Annotated in this window: 15 protein-coding genes; 8 read left to right on the plus strand and 7 right to left on the minus strand. The window is 61.3% G+C overall.

Going from position 1 to position 16,825, the window contains the following annotated elements; translation table 11 throughout:
* Positions 1-279: 279 nt before the first annotated feature.
* Together brnQ and AB4N80_RS13575 are read left to right on the plus strand one after the other, a co-directional pair.
* Positions 280-1,593, plus strand: coding sequence for a branched-chain amino acid transport system II carrier protein (gene brnQ / locus AB4N80_RS13570; protein ID WP_122565954.1), 1,314 nt, complete (start codon positions 280-282; stop codon positions 1,591-1,593).
* Between the two features lie 269 nt (positions 1,594-1,862).
* Positions 1,863-2,600, plus strand: coding sequence for a DUF599 domain-containing protein (locus tag AB4N80_RS13575; RefSeq protein ID WP_305467923.1), 738 nt, complete (start codon positions 1,863-1,865; stop codon positions 2,598-2,600).
* Between the two features lie 69 nt (positions 2,601-2,669).
* On the opposite strand, the gene AB4N80_RS13580 is transcribed toward AB4N80_RS13575, so the two are convergent.
* Complete coding sequence (locus AB4N80_RS13580) at positions 2,670-2,921, minus strand: hypothetical protein (RefSeq protein ID WP_122565952.1); 252 nt, start codon at positions 2,919-2,921, stop codon at positions 2,670-2,672.
* 157 nt (positions 2,922-3,078) lie between these two features.
* On the opposite strand from AB4N80_RS13580, the gene AB4N80_RS13585 reads away from it, so the two are divergent.
* The 4 genes from AB4N80_RS13585 (at position 3,079) to AB4N80_RS13600 (ending at position 6,877) form a co-directional block, all read left to right on the plus strand.
* Complete coding sequence (locus AB4N80_RS13585; protein ID WP_122565987.1) at positions 3,079-3,555, plus strand: PaaI family thioesterase; 477 nt, start codon at positions 3,079-3,081, stop codon at positions 3,553-3,555.
* Positions 3,552-4,013: a PaaI family thioesterase gene (locus tag AB4N80_RS13590; protein ID WP_122565951.1), complete on the plus strand. Its 462-nt coding sequence runs from the start codon at positions 3,552-3,554 to the stop codon at positions 4,011-4,013. The genes AB4N80_RS13585 and AB4N80_RS13590 overlap by 4 nt, the downstream gene beginning before the upstream one ends.
* A gap of 87 nt (positions 4,014-4,100) precedes the next feature.
* Positions 4,101-6,005 (plus strand): molecular chaperone HtpG, encoded by a 1,905-nt coding sequence (htpG, locus tag AB4N80_RS13595; protein WP_060743152.1) that lies wholly within the window; start codon positions 4,101-4,103, stop codon positions 6,003-6,005.
* Between the two features lie 143 nt (positions 6,006-6,148).
* Positions 6,149-6,877 (plus strand): dienelactone hydrolase family protein, encoded by a 729-nt coding sequence (locus tag AB4N80_RS13600; RefSeq protein WP_122565950.1) that lies wholly within the window; start codon positions 6,149-6,151, stop codon positions 6,875-6,877.
* Between the two features lie 154 nt (positions 6,878-7,031).
* On the opposite strand, the gene AB4N80_RS13605 is transcribed toward AB4N80_RS13600, so the two are convergent.
* The gene (locus AB4N80_RS13605) at positions 7,032-7,892 is read right to left on the minus strand and encodes a pirin family protein (RefSeq protein ID WP_122565949.1); all 861 of its coding nucleotides are present in this window, start codon (positions 7,890-7,892) and stop codon (positions 7,032-7,034) included.
* 126 nt (positions 7,893-8,018) lie between these two features.
* Here AB4N80_RS13605 and AB4N80_RS13610 point away from each other — a divergent pair, with 126 nt between their 5' ends.
* Positions 8,019-9,035, plus strand: a complete 1,017-nt coding sequence (locus tag AB4N80_RS13610) for an amidohydrolase family protein (protein WP_122565948.1) — start codon at positions 8,019-8,021, stop codon at positions 9,033-9,035.
* Between the two features lie 133 nt (positions 9,036-9,168).
* Positions 9,169-9,633 (plus strand): DUF3859 domain-containing protein, encoded by a 465-nt coding sequence (locus AB4N80_RS13615; protein ID WP_018610122.1) that lies wholly within the window; start codon positions 9,169-9,171, stop codon positions 9,631-9,633.
* 194 nt (positions 9,634-9,827) lie between these two features.
* Here the strand turns inward: AB4N80_RS13615 and fabB are convergent, their stop codons facing one another.
* The 5 genes from fabB to AB4N80_RS13640 form a co-directional block, all read right to left on the minus strand.
* Positions 9,828-11,048 carry a beta-ketoacyl-ACP synthase I gene (gene fabB / locus AB4N80_RS13620; protein ID WP_122565947.1) on the minus strand — a complete coding sequence of 407 codons (1,221 nt, stop codon included), beginning with the start codon at positions 11,046-11,048 and terminating at the stop codon, positions 9,828-9,830.
* Between the two features lie 11 nt (positions 11,049-11,059).
* A complete protein-coding gene (gene fabA, locus AB4N80_RS13625) occupies positions 11,060-11,575 on the minus strand; it encodes a 3-hydroxyacyl-[acyl-carrier-protein] dehydratase FabA (RefSeq protein ID WP_003204400.1) in 516 nt (171 codons plus the stop codon).
* A 248-nt stretch (positions 11,576-11,823) separates the two neighbouring features.
* Positions 11,824-13,737 (minus strand): ATP-binding protein, encoded by a 1,914-nt coding sequence (locus AB4N80_RS13630; RefSeq protein ID WP_305467917.1) that lies wholly within the window; start codon positions 13,735-13,737, stop codon positions 11,824-11,826.
* On the minus strand, positions 13,734-14,666 hold the full coding sequence (locus tag AB4N80_RS13635; protein WP_122565945.1) for an ABC transporter substrate-binding protein: 933 nt from the start codon (positions 14,664-14,666) through the stop codon (positions 13,734-13,736). Before AB4N80_RS13635 ends, AB4N80_RS13630 begins: the two co-directional genes overlap by 4 nt.
* Positions 14,667-16,790 (minus strand): TonB-dependent receptor plug domain-containing protein, encoded by a 2,124-nt coding sequence (locus AB4N80_RS13640; RefSeq protein ID WP_460082459.1) that lies wholly within the window; start codon positions 16,788-16,790, stop codon positions 14,667-14,669.
* Positions 16,791-16,825 lie beyond the last annotated feature (35 nt).

Below are 16,825 nucleotides of genomic sequence, written 5' to 3' on the forward strand. Positions count from 1 at the left end.
GGGCAAGCCTTGCTCCCACAGATAAATCCCCTCGCCACAGGGTTTTGTGAGGAAAAATAGATACGTAAACGCGACACAGGACCGTCGCGCATCGGATAGTTTGCCCCTTTACAGTGCGTTTTATCGCCAGATTCGTTAGGCTAGCAGCCATTTTTGCGACCGCTGCCCACAAGGAAGCGCCGCGCTAAACGGGTCGATCCCATACGGATCGGCAGCATTTCCCTCTACCCATAAGGGAAATCCCTCTCTAAATTCCGATTCAGTAGTGTGGTTTCCTTAATGAAAGTGTTGAAAGGCCAGGATATCCTGGCGCTTGGTTTCATGACATTTGCCCTGTTCGTCGGGGCTGGCAACATCATCTTCCCGCCTATCGTCGGTTTGCAGTCCGGGCCTCATGTCTGGATGGCTGCGCTGGGCTTCTTGATCACGGCGGTCGGGCTGCCGGTCATCACGGTCGTGGCACTGGCCAAGGTGGGTGGTGCGATGGACGCCTTGAGCAGCCCCATCGGCAAGATCGCCGGCGGCTTGCTGGCGGCGGTGTGCTACTTGGCCGTCGGCCCGTTGTTCGCCACGCCGCGTACCGCCACCGTTTCGTTCGAAGTTGGTCTGGCGCCGTTGACTGGCGAAAGCCCGCTGGCACTGTTCCTCTATAGCGCCGTGTATTTCCTGCTGGTGTTTTTCATCTCGCTCTACCCGGGTCGCCTGCTGGACACCGTCGGACGTTTCCTTGCCCCCCTGAAGATCATCGCCCTGGCCGTGCTCGGCATCGCCGCGTTTGCCTTGCCGGCCGGCGATATCGGCGTGGCGACCCCCGAATACGTGGCGGCACCGTTCTCCCAAGGTTTCATCAATGGCTACCTGACCATGGATACCCTGGGCGCCTTGGTGTTCGGCATCGTCATCGTCAACGCGATCCGTTCCCGGGGCGTCGAATCGCCGGCCTTGATCACCCGCTACGCGATCATCGCCGGGCTGATTGCCGGGGTGGGCCTGGCGCTGGTCTACGTCAGCTTGTTCCGCCTGGGTTCGGGCAGCCACGAAGTGGCCACGGGCGCGACCAACGGCGCCGCGGTGTTGCATGCCTACGTGCAACACACCTTCGGCAGCCTGGGCAGCGGTTTCCTGGCGGTACTGATCTCCCTCGCATGCCTGGTGACCGCGGTCGGCCTGACCTGCGCCTGCGCCGAGTACTTCAGTCGCGTCCTGCCGCTGTCCTACAAGACTCTGGTCGTGATCCTGGCAGCCTTTTCGCTGCTGGTGTCCAACCTGGGCCTGACCAAGCTGATCGCGTTCTCGATTCCGGTCCTCACCGCGATCTACCCGCCGTGCATCGCCCTGGTGGCCCTGAGCTTTTGCAAGGACTTCTGGCACGAGCAGGGTCGCATCGTTGGTCCGGTGATGCTGGTGTCGTTCCTGTTTGGCCTGATCGATGCGCTCAAGGGCGCCGGGCTGGCGGACTGGATGCCGACGCAACTGGCCCACTTGCCGCTGAGCGAACAAGGCCTGGCCTGGTTGGTGCCTTCGGTGATGACCTTGGCCGTCGCGGTGGTGTGTGATCGCCTGCTGGGCAAGCGCAGCGAAGCGTTGGCCTGATCGGCTTCAAGCAGCTTCACCGATAAAACCGAAATGCCCCGTATCAATCGATACGGGGCATTTTTCTTGAGTGCGGTGTCTTTTTTCGTGGGCTAACGTCGAAGCAGTGTCTTGAAAGGCTTGCACAAAACCTTGTGGGAGCGGGCTTGCTCGCGAATGCGGTGTTTCAGCTACAAATGTGCGGTCTGATACACCGCATTCGCGAGCAAGCCCGCTCCCACAGGGTCCATTGCAAGTTGCCACAGATTAGTTTCGTCACAGGAAATCGAATGTCATTCATCCAAGCCAACCTGATCCATCTGCTTGCCGCCGCCTGGTTCATCATCTGCTGGGCGGGCTACACCCGTTACGCCACCTGGAAGGCCCGCGATACCGCCTGCCTGGCCAGTGTCATGCACCTGTACCGCGAAGATTGGATGCGGCGCATGCTGTTGCGCGAGAACCGCATCGCCGATGCCAGCGTGATCGGCAACCTGGAGCGCAACGCTTCATTCTTCGCCTCCAGCACGCTGATTATTCTGGCCGGCATCCTGACGGTACTTGGGGCGTCTGATCGGGCCGTATCGTTGCTGGCGGACATCCCCATGGTGCAGCAGGCTTCCCAGGGCATGGCGGAGGTCAAGTTGCTGTGCCTGGCGCTGGTGTTTGTCTACGCGTTTTTCACCTTCAGTTGGTGCATGCGCCAATACAACTTCGCGGCGGTGCTGATTGGCTCGGCGCCGATGATCGGTGAGCGGCATGTCTCGGAACAGGAGCGCAAGGCCTTTGCACTCAGGGCGGCGCGGGTGATCTCCATGGCGGCCAACCAGTTCAACTTCGGCCTGCGTGCCTATTATTTCGGCATGACCATGTTGGCGTGGTTCGTCAGCCCCTGGTTATTCATGCTGATGAGTGCGGGTGTGGTGTTTGTCTTGTATCAGCGCGAGTTTCACTCCGACGTGCTGGACGTCATGGTCTATACCCCGACGGAAGCGCCAGCGCCTGAAGTGGGTAAAGAGGCCGCCTGATCGATCAGCTAAATCCCAGGCAAAAGAAAACCCGCACCAGGCGGGTTTCTTTTTGTCACTAAAACCGTATCAGTTGGTTTTAGGCGCGGTAGCAGGTGCTTCTTCCTTCGCAGCGGCTGCGTTCGATTCGGCCTGAGCTTTGGCAGCTTCGGCGTTTTCTTTCGCCGCGTCGTTCACTTTATCCTGTGCTTTGTTCATGTCTTGCTGAGCTTGCTCAGCGTGTTGGTTGGCATCTTGAGCTTTGTCCTCGGATTTTTTATCGCAGGCAGCGAGACCGAGGGAGGCGGCCAACATCAAGGCAATAGCAAAAGTCTTACGCATGGGGTGTTTCTCCTTATGGAAATAACTACTGGCCTTTTGAGCTACCCCCCTCAGGTTAAGTTCCTCTTTTGCTACAGATATATAACTTTGCACGGTCGCGGAACTTTAGCGAACGTGCTGTTGCCAGGCCTCTAAACGAACAAGGGCATTGATGGACATGGCTGAAGATCCCATTTTTGAGCGTGCCACGCGCTTTTTATCCGCCTTGCGGCATTGCCAGGTGCTGGGCTTGAAGTTGCACAGCGCCAGTCGTGACGGGCTAACGCTCATCCTGCCGTTCAGCCCGCAAATCGTCGGCAACCCCCTGACGGGCATCATCCACGGTGGCGCGTTGACCTCGTTGATGGACAGCGCGTGCGGCATGTCGACCTTGTGTGTGCTGCCGCAATTCGAGGTCTGTCCGACCCTCGACCTGCGCATCGACTACATGCACGCCGCCGAGCCCCACAAGGACGTCTACGGCTTTGCTCAATGCTATCGGGTGACCCCGGACGTGATCTTCACCCGGGGTTTCGCCTATCAGGACGACCCCGAGCAACCCATTGCCCATGTGGTGGGCACGTTCATGCGCCTGGGCCAGCATGCCAAGGGGATGGGCAAGGCCAGCCCGATGACCGCCGTGGGCCAACCATGACCGATACCACCCAGGAACAACTGCGTCGCGCCTGCGAGCAGGGCGACTACGCGCTGCTGCTCGCCTCGATCCCCTATGCCCAACTCATCGGCGTCGAATGCGCGCGCCAGGGCGATGACTTGGTGTTTCGCCTGCCAGCCAACAAGGACAATATTGGTAACCCTTTACTGCCGGCCATCCATGGCGGGGTCATTGCCGGCTTCATGGAGCTGTCGGCCGCCGTTCACCTGTTGATCGCCACCGGCACGCCGGGGGTGCCAAAGATCATCGACTTTTCCCTGGATTACCTGCGCACCGGGCAGTTTCGCGACACCTATGCCAAATGCCAGGTCTGGCGCCAGGGGAGGCGGGTGGCCAACGTTGCGATCACCGCCTGGCAAGACGTCGAGGCCGAACCCATCGCCACCGCCCGGGCGCATTTCAAGATCCAGGAGCCATCAAAACCGGATCGCCCTTGAAATCATCAGCGTTGCCCCCACCTTGAGGACATCCCGCCGCCAATCTCAGCGAGGCGGACACCACCATCCACTTGGAGTTTGATGACCATGAGCGTGGAAACTCAAAAGGAAACCCTGGGCTTCCAGACCGAGGTGAAGCAACTGCTGCACCTGATGATTCACTCGCTGTATTCGAATAAGGAAATTTTCCTTCGCGAGCTGATTTCGAACGCCTCTGACGCTGTCGACAAATTACGTTTCGAAGCCCTTTCCAAGCCTGAACTGCTGGAAGGCGGCGCTGAGCTGAAAATCCGTGTGAGCTTCGACAAAGACGCGAAAACCGTCACCCTCGAAGACAACGGCATCGGCATGAGCCGCGAAGAGGTGATCACGCACCTGGGCACCATCGCCAAGTCTGGCACAGCCGACTTCATGAAGAATCTGTCGGGCGATCAGAAGAAAGATTCCCACCTGATCGGTCAGTTCGGCGTCGGTTTCTATTCGGCGTTCATCGTGGCCGACCAGGTCGAAGTGTTCAGCCGCCGTGCCGGCCTCGCTGCGAGCGAAGGCGTGCACTGGTCGTCCAAGGGCGAGGGCGAATTCGAAGTCGCCACCGTCGACAAGGCTGATCGCGGTACCCGCATCGTGCTGCACCTCAAGTCCGGCGAAGACGAGTTCGCCGATGGCTGGCGTCTGCGCAACATCATCAAGAAGTACTCCGACCATATCGCGCTGCCCATCGAGCTGCCGAAGGAAGTCACCGCTGCTGAAGGCGAAGAGAAGCCTGAAGTGGAATGGGAAACCGTCAACCGCGCCAGTGCCCTGTGGACCCGTCCGCGCACCGAAGTGAAAGACGAGGAATACCAGGAGTTCTACAAGCACATCGCCCACGACTACGAGAACCCGCTGAGCTGGAGCCATAACAAGGTCGAAGGCAAGCTGGAATACAACTCGCTGTTGTACGTGCCGGCCCGTGCGCCGTTCGACCTGTACCAGCGCGAAGCGCCACGTGGCCTGAAGCTGTACGTGCAGCGTGTGTTCGTGATGGACCAGGCCGAATCGTTCCTGCCGCTGTACCTGCGCTTTATCAAGGGTGTAGTGGATTCCAACGATTTGTCGCTGAACGTTTCGCGGGAAATCCTGCAGAAAGATCCGATCATCGACTCCATGAAGTCGGCGCTGACCAAGCGTGTATTGGACATGCTGGAAAAACTGGCGAAGAACGAGCCCGAACAGTACAAGAGCTTCTGGAAGAACTTCGGCCAGGTGATGAAAGAAGGCCCGGCCGAGGACTTCGCCAACAAAGAGAAAATCGCCGGCCTGCTGCGCTTTGCGTCGACCCAGGGTGACGATGGCGAGCAGATCGTTGGCCTGGCCGATTACCTGGCCCGCGCCAAGGAAGGCCAGGACAAGATCTACTACCTGACCGGTGAAACTTATGCACAGGTCAAGAACAGCCCGCACCTGGAAGTCTTCCGCAAGAAAGGCATCGAAGTGCTGCTGCTGACCGATCGCATCGACGAGTGGCTGATGAGCTACCTCAACGAGTTCGATGGCAAGAGCTTTGTCGATGTGGCCCGTGGCGACCTGGATCTCGGCAACCTGGATTCGGAAGAAGACAAGAAAGCCGCCGAAGAGGTCGCCAAGAGCAAGGAAGGCTTGGTCGAGCGGATCAAGACAGCCCTGGGCGACGCCGTCAGTGAAGTGCGTGTCTCGCACCGCCTGACCGACTCCCCGGCGATCCTGGCTATCGGTGAGCAGGACCTGGGTCTGCAGATGCGCCAGATCCTCGAAGCCAGCGGCCAGAAAGTCCCGGACTCCAAGCCGATCTTCGAATTCAACCCGGCCCACCCGCTGGTGGAAAAACTCGACAACGAGCAGAGCGAAGAGCGTTTCGGCGATCTGTCGCACATCCTGTTCGACCAGGCGGCCCTGGCGGCCGGCGACAGCTTGAAGGATCCGGCGGCGTATGTGCGTCGCCTGAACAAGCTGTTGGTTGAACTGTCAGCTTAATCTGACGCAGGAAAGTCCCTTGTGGGAGCGAGCTTGCTCGCGATGACGGTCGATCAGTCAACTCATCGTTGAGGGTTGGACCGAATCGCGAGCAAGCTCGCTCCCACGGTTGCATTTCAGGCATTTACCAAGAGGAGTCCGTCATGAGTCAGGTTACGGTTCGTTCGCTGGTCTATCAGATCGATGGTCAAAGTTATGAAGGCCGCCTGGCCTACGACATCAACCAACAGGGCCCGCGCCCGGGTTTGTTGATGGCGCCGAACTGGATGGGCGTAGGGGCGGGTGCCGAGGAGATCGCCAAGTCGGTGGCGGCCAACGGTTATGTGGTGTTGATTGCTGACCTGTATGGGCAGGCGGTGCGCCCGAGCAACGCCGATGAAGCGGGGGCGGCGATGATGCCTCTCAAGAACGATCGGGCCTTGTTGCGCAAGCGCATGCAGGCCGCGTTCGAACAACTGCAGAGCCAGGGCGAAGCAAAGGTCGATGCGTCGAACCTCGCCACGTTCGGTTTCTGCTTCGGTGGCTGCTGCGCCCTGGAATTGGCCCGTACCGGCGCACCGCTGAAGGCTGCGATCTCATTCCATGGCACCCTGGATACACCGAACCCGGCCGATGCGCAGAACATCAAGGGCGCGGTGTTGGTGATGCACGGTGCCTCCGACCCGCTGGTGCCGAAAGAGCAGCTACCGGCCTTCGAGGATGAAATGAACGCCGCCGGGGTGGATTGGCAACTGCTGAGCTATGGCGGTGCGGTGCACTCGTTTACCGATCCGCAGGCCAATGTGCCGGGCAAGATGATGTACGACGCCAAGGTCGCCGGTCGGGCGTTCCGGTCGATGCATAACTTGTTGGGTGAGGTGTTCAAGGACTGAGATAGGGGCTGGATCTCTGTTGTTTGATACACAGCCATCGCGAGCAAGCTCGCTCCCACATTTGACCGAGGTGTTCACAGCATTTGTGAATGACATCGATCCAGTGTGGGAGCGAGCTTGCTCGCGATGACTGCCCTGACAGACAACCCTGAATCTAGGGCAACTCGATCCGCTCGCTTTCTCCTGGCACGGTCGGCCAGTCCCCTGCCGCCCAGCGCCGGCGGGCTTCATCGATCCGGGCCGGGTCGCTGGCGACGAAATTCCAGTTGATCCGTCGCGGTCCATCCAGCGGCGCACCGCCGAACAGCACGGCGTGGCAGTCACTGTCGGCACACAGCGTCATCTCTTGCCCTGTCGGCAATATCACCAGGGAATGGGCTTCTACCGGCTCGCCATCCAATAGTGCCTCGCCGCTCAGCACGTACAGGGCCCGTTCTTCATGCTCAGTGGGAATCAGCAACGTCGTCGCGGTCTGCAGATGCAGTTCGGCATACAGCGTAGGCGAGAGCACCGGCACTGGCGATTCCAGGCAAAAGCCTGACCCGGCGATCATGCGGATGCTGACCCCCAGGTTCTCGCTGACCGGCAGGCTGTGTGCCGGGTGATGACTGTAGTGCCCCGGGCCTTGTTCGTGGGACTTGGGCGAGGCCAGCCAGACTTGCAACCCGTGCATGACGAAAGCGTTGCCCAGCAATGATTCTGGAGTGCGCTCGACGTGGGCGATGGCGCTGCCGGCGGTCATCCAACTGACCTCCCCGGCGTCCACTACCTGATCGGAACCCAGGCTGTCCTTGTGTTGGAGTTTGCCTTCGAACAGATAGGTGAGGGTGGACAGGCCGATATGCGGGTGTTGGCGGATGTTCATGCCTTTGCCGGCCGGATAGGTGGTTTGCAGCATGTGATCGAAAAACACGAAAGGCCCGACGCTGCGGCATTTGGCGGACGGCAGCGGGCGAAGAATCGGCTGGCCTTCTACGTCTTCGGCGCGGGGGCGAACGGTCAGGGGAGTGGTCATGTTGTCTTCCAGGTTGAACAACGGTCGCACGAAGCATAACCCGCCGCCGGCAGAGGCGGCAGATGCGCCTTGAACCCGAGCGGGACGGCGGGGGTCTATGTTGCTTATAGCTTCTGGAGACTGCCCGTGCCTTTGACCCGTTTGATCTTCGCCTGGCTGCTGGTTGTTTCGAGTAGCAGCGCCGTGGCCCGCGAATATGCCTACAGCGATGCGCACCTGCATTACGTCGATTTCTTTCAGGAAACCGCCGGCATGCCCAAGCTGCTCCAGGCGATGGCGGACAATCGCATCGAACATGTGATGATTTCCGGTGTGCCGGTGGCCAAGAAATGGCATGAGGACGAGCCCAAGCGTCCACGTTATTACGCCGGTGACGACGCGGATGCCTACTGGTACAGCGCCACCGATGTGATTGTTGCGGCGGCAGTGAGCAAGCTGACCGAGGAGCAACGCCAGCACTTTCATCCGTTCCTGTCGGGCTTCAATCCCAACGACAAGAACTCCGCCGCCCACATCCAGCGCATGCTCGATCTCTACCCGGGCTTGTGGCAAGGCATCGGCGAGGTCTTCACCCGCCATGACGACCTGACAGCGCTGACCTCGGGCGATACCCCGCGGGCCAACAACGAAGCCATGACCCGGATCTATCACTTGGCGGCCGAGAACGACCTGCCGGTGATGCTGCATTCCAACATCACCTCCAAGCGTGAGAGAAATCCGCTGTACCTGGCTGAAATCGAGGAGCCGCTGCGCAATCACCCGCACACGCGCTTCATCTGGGCTCATGCCGGCACCAGTATGGAAATCCATCGCCACCAGACCCGTTTGGATTTTCTGCTGCCGACCCTGAGCCGCATGCTCGAGGCCTACCCCAATCTGTACATAGACCTGTCCTGGAGCGTGCTCACGCCGTACTTGCTGGACAAGGCGGGCAAGCCCCGGGACGAGTGGGTAAAGCTGGTGGAACGCTTTCCTGAGCGTTTCATGGTGGGGTCGGATGTCGTCGGGCGTTTCAATCAGTTGGGCAAGGAACTGCGCAGTTTCGATCCGTTCCTCGATGCCTTGCCAGAAGACGTGGCGAGGAAAGTGGCGCGGGATAACTTCCTTTCGGTGTTGTGTGGGAGCAAGGCTTGCCCGCGATGAAGGTCATGCGGTCTTGAAGTCTGAAGTGCCGGCATCGCGAGCAAGCTTTGCTCCCACAGACCAACATCGCTTTGTCATCAGCCTGTCACGCCCGCGTCATACCCTCGCGCTCATCTCAATCAAGGAGCGCACTATGCACCTCACCCGTTCAAGCGCACTGGTCGCGCTGTTGTTGACCTGCGGCCTGGCACAGGCCGAAGTCCGCGTCGAAGGCCCGGTGGAATATGGCGTCTTCGAAGGGCCGCAAGCGGAGCTGCAATCGGGAGAGCGGGTCCTGCGGCGCAGCAACGAGCAGATTCGCCAGACCGAGAGCGTGCCGGCGAAGCTGGGCACCAAGTTCGGCATGCGCTATCAGTTGGCCGGCAAGGTCGCAGACGACCAGCCGTTGACCCTGTTGTACTTCACCCCTGGTATCCGCACCCCCGATGGCGTGCGCCACGACAAGTTCGAGGTCATCCAGAAACTGGTGCCCGGCGCGCCTCAGGATGTCATGGCCTACGAATTCACCGAAAGCCACGAAGTGGTGCCGGGGGAGTGGCGGTTCATGGTGTTCCAGGGTGATCGGTTGCTGACGCAGCAGCGGTTTGTCGTGCGCTGAATTCCACCTACTGTAAACCTCATGTGGGAGCGGGCTTGCTCGCGAATGCGGTGTGTCAGCTAGCAAATGTGCCGTCTGACACACCGCATTCGCGAGCAAGCCCGCTCCCACAATGAACTCAGGTATATTTGCCAGGCAAAAAAAACGCCCCGAACCAGTCGGGGCGTTTTTGTGTGTGGCGTTAGCGGCGGGGCTTACTTGCCCTGCCAGCGCTTCAATACCAAGGTGGCGTTGGTGCCACCGAAGCCGAAGCTGTTGCTCATCACGGTATTGATGGTGGCGTCTTCGCGAGTCTTGGTCAGGATGGGCAGGTCGGCCACTTCCGGATCCAGTTCGTCGATGTTGGCCGAACCGGCCATGAAGTTGCCTTCCATCATCAGCATGCAGTAGATCGCTTCGTGAACGCCGGCGGCGCCCAGGGAGTGACCCGACAGGCTCTTGGTGGAGCTGATGGCCGGGGCCTTGTCGCCGAACACTTCGCGCACACCCTTCATTTCCGCGACGTCGCCGACCGGGGTCGAGGTGCCGTGGGTGTTCAGGTAGTCGATCGGTGCGTCGACGGTGGACATGGCCATCTGCATGCAACGTACGGCGCCTTCACCGCTTGGTGCGACCATGTCGTAGCCGTCGGAAGTGGCGCCGTAGCCGACGATTTCCGCGTAGATCTTCGCACCACGGGCCAAGGCGTGTTCCAGCTCCTCGACCACGACCATGCCGCCGCCGCCGGCGATGACGAAGCCGTCACGGTCGGCATCGTAGGCACGGGAAGCTTTTTCCGGGGTGTCGTTGCGCTTGCTGGACAGGGCGCCCATGGCGTCGAACAGGAACGACTGGCTCCAATGTTCTTCTTCACCGCCACCGGCGAACACGATGTCCTGCTTGCCCATCTGGATCTGTTCCATGGCGGTACCGATGCAATGGGCACTGGTGGCGCAAGCGGAAGCGATGGAGTAGTTCAGGCCCTTGATCTTGAACGGCGTGGCCAGGCAGGCGGAAACGGTGCTGCTCATGGTCCGCGTGACGCGGTATGGGCCAACGCGCTTGACGCCTTTTTCGCGCAGGATGTCCAGCGCTTCCATCTGATTCAAGGTGGAGGCGCCGCCCGAGCCGGCGATCAGGCCGGTGCGCGGGTTGGACACTTGCTCTTCGGTCAGGCCGGAGTCAGTGATGGCGTCCTTCATGGCCAGGTAGGCGTAGGCCGCCGCATGGCCGACGAAACGGTAGATCTTGCGATCGATCAGCTCTTCGAGGGGAAGGTCAATGGAGCCGGAAACCTGGCTACGCAGACCCATTTCGGCATATTCCGGGTTGAACCGGATGCCAGGGCGACTTGCACGCAGGTTAGCGGAGACGGTCTCTTTGTCATTGCCCAGGCACGAAACGATGCCCAGACCAGTGATAACGACGCGGCGCATGCGGATAACCCTTAGAAGTTGTCAGTGGAGGTGAAAACGCCGACCCGGAGGCCTTCGGCGGTGTAGATCTCGCGACCATCCACGGCTACCGAACCATCGGCAATGGCCATGTTCAGCTTGCCCTTGAGGACGCGTTTGATATGAATGTTATAGGTGATTTTCTTGGCGGTCGGGAGGACCTGACCAAAGAACTTCACTTCGCCCGAACCCAGGGCGCGACCGCGACCCGGCAGGCCTTGCCAGCCGAGGAAGAAACCGACCAGTTGCCACATGGCGTCCAGGCCCAGGCAGCCCGGCATCACCGGGTCACCTTCGAAGTGGCAGGCGAAGAACCACAGGTCCGGAGTGATATCCAGCTCGGCGACCAATTCACCTTTGCCGTACTTGCCACCCTCTTCGCTGATATGGGTGATGCGATCCACCATCAGCATGTTCGGGGCGGGCAGTTGCGCGTTACCTGGGCCGAACAGCTCACCGCGACTGCAGCGCAGCAGATCTTCCCGGGTAAAGGCGTTTTGTTTGGTCATGCGAGCTCCTCAATAGTCCCATGCGGCAGGGTGGGGCAAATCTTCCCGGCCGATCGAAGCGTTCATGCCTCGAATCGACAGCCTACTCATAGACTATTGCGTTGTAGTGAAAGTCACAGCACACGGGAAATGAATGTACACCTGTGCACTGAAATTTTTATTCAAGCCCCAATCGAGGCTTGTTCGGGTGCCTAAGACTGCCGCACTTTCGCCTTTCACGCCAGTCACAGATGGTCCGGCGTCCTGTTCTAATTCACCCAGCGCTGCAGAATCTGCTGCAGGTCGTTCCTTTTGAACGGCTTGGCCAGGTAATCGTTCATGCCTGCCGCGAGGCAGGCTTCGCGGTCGCCCTGCAAGGCGTTGGCCGTCAGGGCGATGATCGGCACCTCGTCGCAGCCTGGCAATTGGCGGATCTGCCGCGTGGCTTCGTAGCCATCGATGATGGGCAATCGGCAATCCATGAGGATCGCTTCGAAAATCAGGCTTTCGGCGCTGCGTACGGCCTGGGCGCCATCGGTGGCGACGCTGACGGTGAAGCCCAGGCTGCGCAGCATGGCTTCGATCACCGTCTGGTTGACCGGATTGTCTTCCACCAGCAACACGTTGCGACCTTCGCCATTGCCATTGCCATTGCCATTGCCGGTGGGCAGGCGCGGCGCCAGGGTCGGTGGCGTCTGGCGCGACAGGGCCAGCGGGATCTCGAGGGTGAACACCGAGCCTTGGCCTTCTTCGCTCTGGGCCCGCAGTGTCCCGCCCATGCGTTCAGCCAGGGTGCGGGCGATCGGCAGGCCCAGGCCGGTGCCGCCGTAGCGCCGGGAAATCGAATTGTCGGCCTGCTGGAAGGCGTCGAACATGCGCTCCAGGCTCTCGGCGGGGATACCGATGCCACTGTCGCGCACCGTGCAGGTGAACCACAGCAGTTCGTGATCCAGGGCCTGCCACTGGCATTGCACGGTGACGCGGCCTTGCTCGGTGAATTTCAGCGCGTTGCCGATCAGGTTCACCAGGATCTGCCGTATCCGCGTCGGATCGCCCTGCACCTGCAAGGCCTGCATGTCGTCCGGGACCAGCAGGTCCAGGCCGAGCTTGCGTTGCGCGGCGCTGTGCTGGAACGACTGCGCGCAACTGCCCACCAGTTCGGCCAGGTTGAACGGGATGTGCTCCAGTTCCAGGGCCGAGCGTTCGATGCGCGAGAAATCGAGGATGTCGTTGATCACCTTCAGCAGGTGTTCGGTGGATTCCGAGGCCAGTGCCGTGTACTCGTGCTGCTCGTCGGTCATGCGGGTGGTTTCCAACAACTGCAGCATACCCAGTACGCCGTTCATGGGCGTGCGCAGTTCATGGCTCATCATCGCCAGGAACTCGGACTTGGCGCTGTTGGCTTTTTCCGCTTCTTCGCGGGTCTTGATCAACTGCGCCATGGCCTGGTGCTGTTCGCGGCTGGCTTGCTCCAGGCCGTCGGCCAGGTTGTTGATGTGCCGGGACAAGGCGCCCAGTTCGGCGTCATCGACGATCGGCAGCGGGGTACTGTAGTCGCCTTGCTGGATGGCCTTGACCGCGTTGCCGATGTCGCGGATCGGCCGGGACAGGTTGGTCGCCAGCCGGCGCGCCACCAGGAAGGTAAACAGCAGGGCGAACAGCGCGAGGATCGCGGCCTTGAACAGGATCTCCTGTTGCCGCTGGCTGAAGGCGTCACTGGACATGCCGACGATCACGCGGCCCAGGTAGTCTTCGCCGGACGCTTCGACGGCGGTGCTGTTGCCTTGCAGGAAATCATTGTTCAGGGCAATGCGTTGCAGGCGCACCGGGGCCTGGAAGACTTCGATCTGCTGGGCACGGCTGTGGACCTGCTCGGGTTGTTCGACGTACACCAGGACCTTGTCGGTGCTGTCCTGCACCTCCAGGAAACGCACGTGCGGGGTGGCCAGGGTCGCGGTGAGCAGGCTTTCCAGCACTTCGTTGTTGCCGGAAATCACCCCGTACTCCGTGGCGGGGGCCAGTTGGTTGGCGATCAGTTGACCGGTGTGATTGAGCTCCTGGCGCAAGTCCTGGATCCGCACGAAGGTAAAGAAGCTGATCAGCAGCAAGGTCAGCAGCAACGCCGGGCCGAGGGCGATGAGCTGGGTACGGGTGTTGATGTCCCAACGGCGACGCAAGGTCATGGGCGGTGTTCTCCTTCGGCCAGCGTTGCCGCGACGGATTCGGCGTCAATCGGTTCGATTCCCAGCGAGCGGGAGACCTGCCGGTTGCCCAGGACCTTGAAACGGTCCGGATACAACGTGCGCGGCCAGGTCGTGGCGGGGCGGTCGAGCAGGTCGTCGAGAATCGCCAGCCAGTCGTGTTGGTCGCTGTAGGTGCTGGCCAGGCTGCCGGCCTTGACGAATGCGGCGCTCGGCCCGATCAGGGCGCGTTGCCGGGCGTAGCTGCTGAGCAACAGGTTCTTCACGGTCTTGGGGTTGTACAAGTCAGGGTCATCGAGGCCCAGCAGCACGTCGCTCTGGCCCAGCAGGTTTTGCAGGGGACGGCTGTCGCTGGTGTCGTCCCAGCGTTCGCTGACGATCACCAGGCCCAGCGGTGCCGCGGCCTGTCGGATGTCCTTGAGCAGGAATTCACTGTGGGTGTCGTATAGCACGCCGACCCGTCGCACTTGCGGCAGGATGGTGCGGATCAGCCGCAATTGCCGCGCCATCGGTGGGTCACTCCACAGCAGGCTCAGGTGCGCGGGCGTAGCGTCGCCCAGGCGGTCGCGGGCTTGCTGGCGGCTGATGCGCAGGACCAGGGTGGCCGGCCCCTGGGCATCCTGCAGGCGCCACTCCAGGCTGGGCAGGTCAAGCAGGACCAGGCGGACATTGTCCGGCAACTTATCCGGCGTCGGCAGGTTGGCCAGCGACGTAAACCGCACGCTGTCTTCGGGGCGCAGGGTTTTCAGGGCCTGGGTGAAAGACTGCACGCCGGGGCTGTCCTCGGCGCCGGTCAACAGAATTTCGGCGGCCCGGGCTTGGAAGGTTGCCAGCCACCCGGCAAACACCAGGCACAGGGTCAGCCTCAGGCGGCCATGAAATGGCGTCTTGCAGGGTGAGTGCCGGGACATCTAGAACGACAACTCCGCGCTGAAGTACACGACATGGCGGGCGTCGTAGCGGTTGTCGACGAAGGTCATGGGTTGGTTGTCCAGGCGCTGCTGCAGGACGCCCGCCAGCTCCAGGCTGGCCTTGCCCAGGGGAATGCGCCGGGCGACGCGGGTGTCCACCCGTTCGAAGCGATAGCCGTTGAGGTCGTCGGCGGCGTAATAGAACAGTGCGCTGTTCCAGCCCTGGCCCCAATCCCGTAGCCAACCGGCCGAACCGCTGTTGCGGGCGGTCAGTTGTTCATCGTGAGGGTTGCTGGCTTGGGCGTCGACATAGGCGTAGGTCAGGCGCAAGCGATCGGTGCTGGTCATGCGCCAGTCGAGCTGGGTCTCGACCCCGGAGAACTGTGATTCATTGGCGTTGCTGGCAATGTACTGATTGTTGCGCAGCGGCTCGCTGATCATGCCGGTGATTTCGTCATGGAACAGCTTCACGTCGACGGCCAGGCCCAAGTCCACGAAGTAACCGTTGTAGCCCAGTTCCCGGGAGCGCATGTGTTCTTGCTCCAGATTGCCCGGGCCGCGGGTCCGGACGAAGTAACGGGCACTGTTCTGGCCGAAGGCGGCGGGTTGCAGGTTGGTGACCTGATAGCTCCAGTTGACGTTGTTCTCGAACATGTCCGGCGAGCGCACGGCTTCGGAGTACACCGCCCGCAGGCCGTGGCGCGGGGTGATCAGGTAGTTGACCGCGACCCGCGGAGTCAGCGAACTGCCGGTCAAACGGGTGTCTTCGAACATCGCGCCACCCTGCAACAGCCAATGCTCGGTGGCCCGCCATTCGAGCTGGCCGAACAGGCGCCAGGTGGTGTCGTCCAGGGTGCCGTTGAAGTACGTCTCCGAGTCGGCCCGGTCGTAGCGATAGTTGGCGCCGGTGACCAGTCGCAGGCTGTCGGACAGGCTCAGGGTGTCCTGGATCTCCAGGTCGTAGCGCGATTCCCGGGCGCTCTGGTCGATATCGCCGCATAGGGTTTGCGAGGCACCGTTGCGCCACTGGTCGAGCACCTGATTGGCCAGCGCCTGTTCCTGTGGCGTGCCGGTTGGCGCGCCGTTGTTGATGTAGCTGGGGATATTGCGCGCCAGCTTCTCGGCATAGTTGGGGTTGAGCTGCCACAGGTCGGTCAGTTGTGGGCTGAAGGACACCTCGGCGTCACAGGCGCGCCAGGTCTGCTGGCGATCCCAGTGCTGGATCGAGCCTTGTACATAAAGGCTGTGGTCGGGGTCCAGGTCCAGGTTCCAGCGCAGTGAGCCGGCGTAGTCCTTGGCGATGACGTCGGAGTTATCCCCGGCGGCGGTAATCCCGGCGAACACGGGGCGGTAGGTATAAGGCCGCTGGTTGGTCCCATCCTTGGCGTTCAATTGCCAGTCGATGCTCTGCCGTTCGTCCAGGGTCTGGCTGACGGACAGGTTGAAGCGGTTCAGGCGGCGGCTGTCGCGGTAGTCGGCGCCGTTGCGGTCGCTGTCAAAACCATCATCTTCTTGGCCTGACAGCGACAGCCGCAGGTCGCCGCCTTCCCAGCCGCTGCCCTGACTGGCGTACCAGTCGCTGATGCCACGCTGGCCCCGGGTGATTTTCAGCCGGGTGCCGTGGCTGTCGGCCGGGGCGCGGGTGATGATGTTGACCACTGCCATCAGCGCGTTGGCGCCATAACTGACGGTGTTGGGGCCGCGAAAGACTTCGATCCGCTCGATGTCTTCCATGGCCACCGGAATATCGCTCCAGTCCACCGTGGCCAGGCCGGCGCGGTACACCGAGCGGCCGTCGATCAGCACTTGCATGCGGCGCGCTTCGCTGGCGTTGGTGCCATGGTAGTTCACGGCGGCCTGGTTGCCGGTGATGTTGCCGACCATCATGCCCGGTACCAGGCGCAGCAGCTCGCTGATGTCCCGGGCGCCGCTGGCCTTGATCAGCTCGCTGTCGAGCACGGTCATGCTGCCCGGCACCGCCGCCGGCGATTGCTTGAGGCGCGTGGCCGTCAGCACCTGGGGCAGGGGCTGGCTGTCCACGAACAAGTCGTCGGCCAGCACTGGCGGGCTGATGATCAGTGCCAAAAGCAGGGACGAACCTGAACGGGAAGGGCCAACGGACACGGCACAGCCTATGAGAATGGGTGGGTGACGGGCAT

The organism is Pseudomonas sp. H3_A02 (genome assembly GCF_054671965.1).

Excerpts from the sequence above, each read along its gene's own strand:
- brnQ (WP_122565954.1), top strand. The coding sequence starts at position 280 with ATGAAAGTGTTGAAAGGCCAGGATATCCTGGCGCTTGGTTTCATGACA.
- AB4N80_RS13575 (WP_305467923.1), top strand. The coding sequence starts at position 1,863 with ATGTCATTCATCCAAGCCAACCTGATCCATCTGCTTGCCGCCGCCTGG.
- AB4N80_RS13580 (WP_122565952.1), bottom strand. The coding sequence starts at position 2,921 with ATGCGTAAGACTTTTGCTATTGCCTTGATGTTGGCCGCCTCCCTCGGT.
- AB4N80_RS13585 (WP_122565987.1), top strand. The coding sequence starts at position 3,079 with ATGGCTGAAGATCCCATTTTTGAGCGTGCCACGCGCTTTTTATCCGCC.
- AB4N80_RS13590 (WP_122565951.1), top strand. The coding sequence starts at position 3,552 with ATGACCGATACCACCCAGGAACAACTGCGTCGCGCCTGCGAGCAGGGC.
- htpG (WP_060743152.1), top strand. The coding sequence starts at position 4,101 with ATGAGCGTGGAAACTCAAAAGGAAACCCTGGGCTTCCAGACCGAGGTG.
- AB4N80_RS13600 (WP_122565950.1), top strand. The coding sequence starts at position 6,149 with ATGAGTCAGGTTACGGTTCGTTCGCTGGTCTATCAGATCGATGGTCAA.
- AB4N80_RS13605 (WP_122565949.1), bottom strand. The coding sequence starts at position 7,892 with ATGACCACTCCCCTGACCGTTCGCCCCCGCGCCGAAGACGTAGAAGGC.
- AB4N80_RS13615 (WP_018610122.1), top strand. The coding sequence starts at position 9,169 with ATGCACCTCACCCGTTCAAGCGCACTGGTCGCGCTGTTGTTGACCTGC.
- fabB (WP_122565947.1), bottom strand. The coding sequence starts at position 11,048 with ATGCGCCGCGTCGTTATCACTGGTCTGGGCATCGTTTCGTGCCTGGGC.
- fabA (WP_003204400.1), bottom strand. The coding sequence starts at position 11,575 with ATGACCAAACAAAACGCCTTTACCCGGGAAGATCTGCTGCGCTGCAGT.
- AB4N80_RS13630 (WP_305467917.1), bottom strand. The coding sequence starts at position 13,737 with ATGACCTTGCGTCGCCGTTGGGACATCAACACCCGTACCCAGCTCATC.
- AB4N80_RS13635 (WP_122565945.1), bottom strand. The coding sequence starts at position 14,666 with ATGTCCCGGCACTCACCCTGCAAGACGCCATTTCATGGCCGCCTGAGG.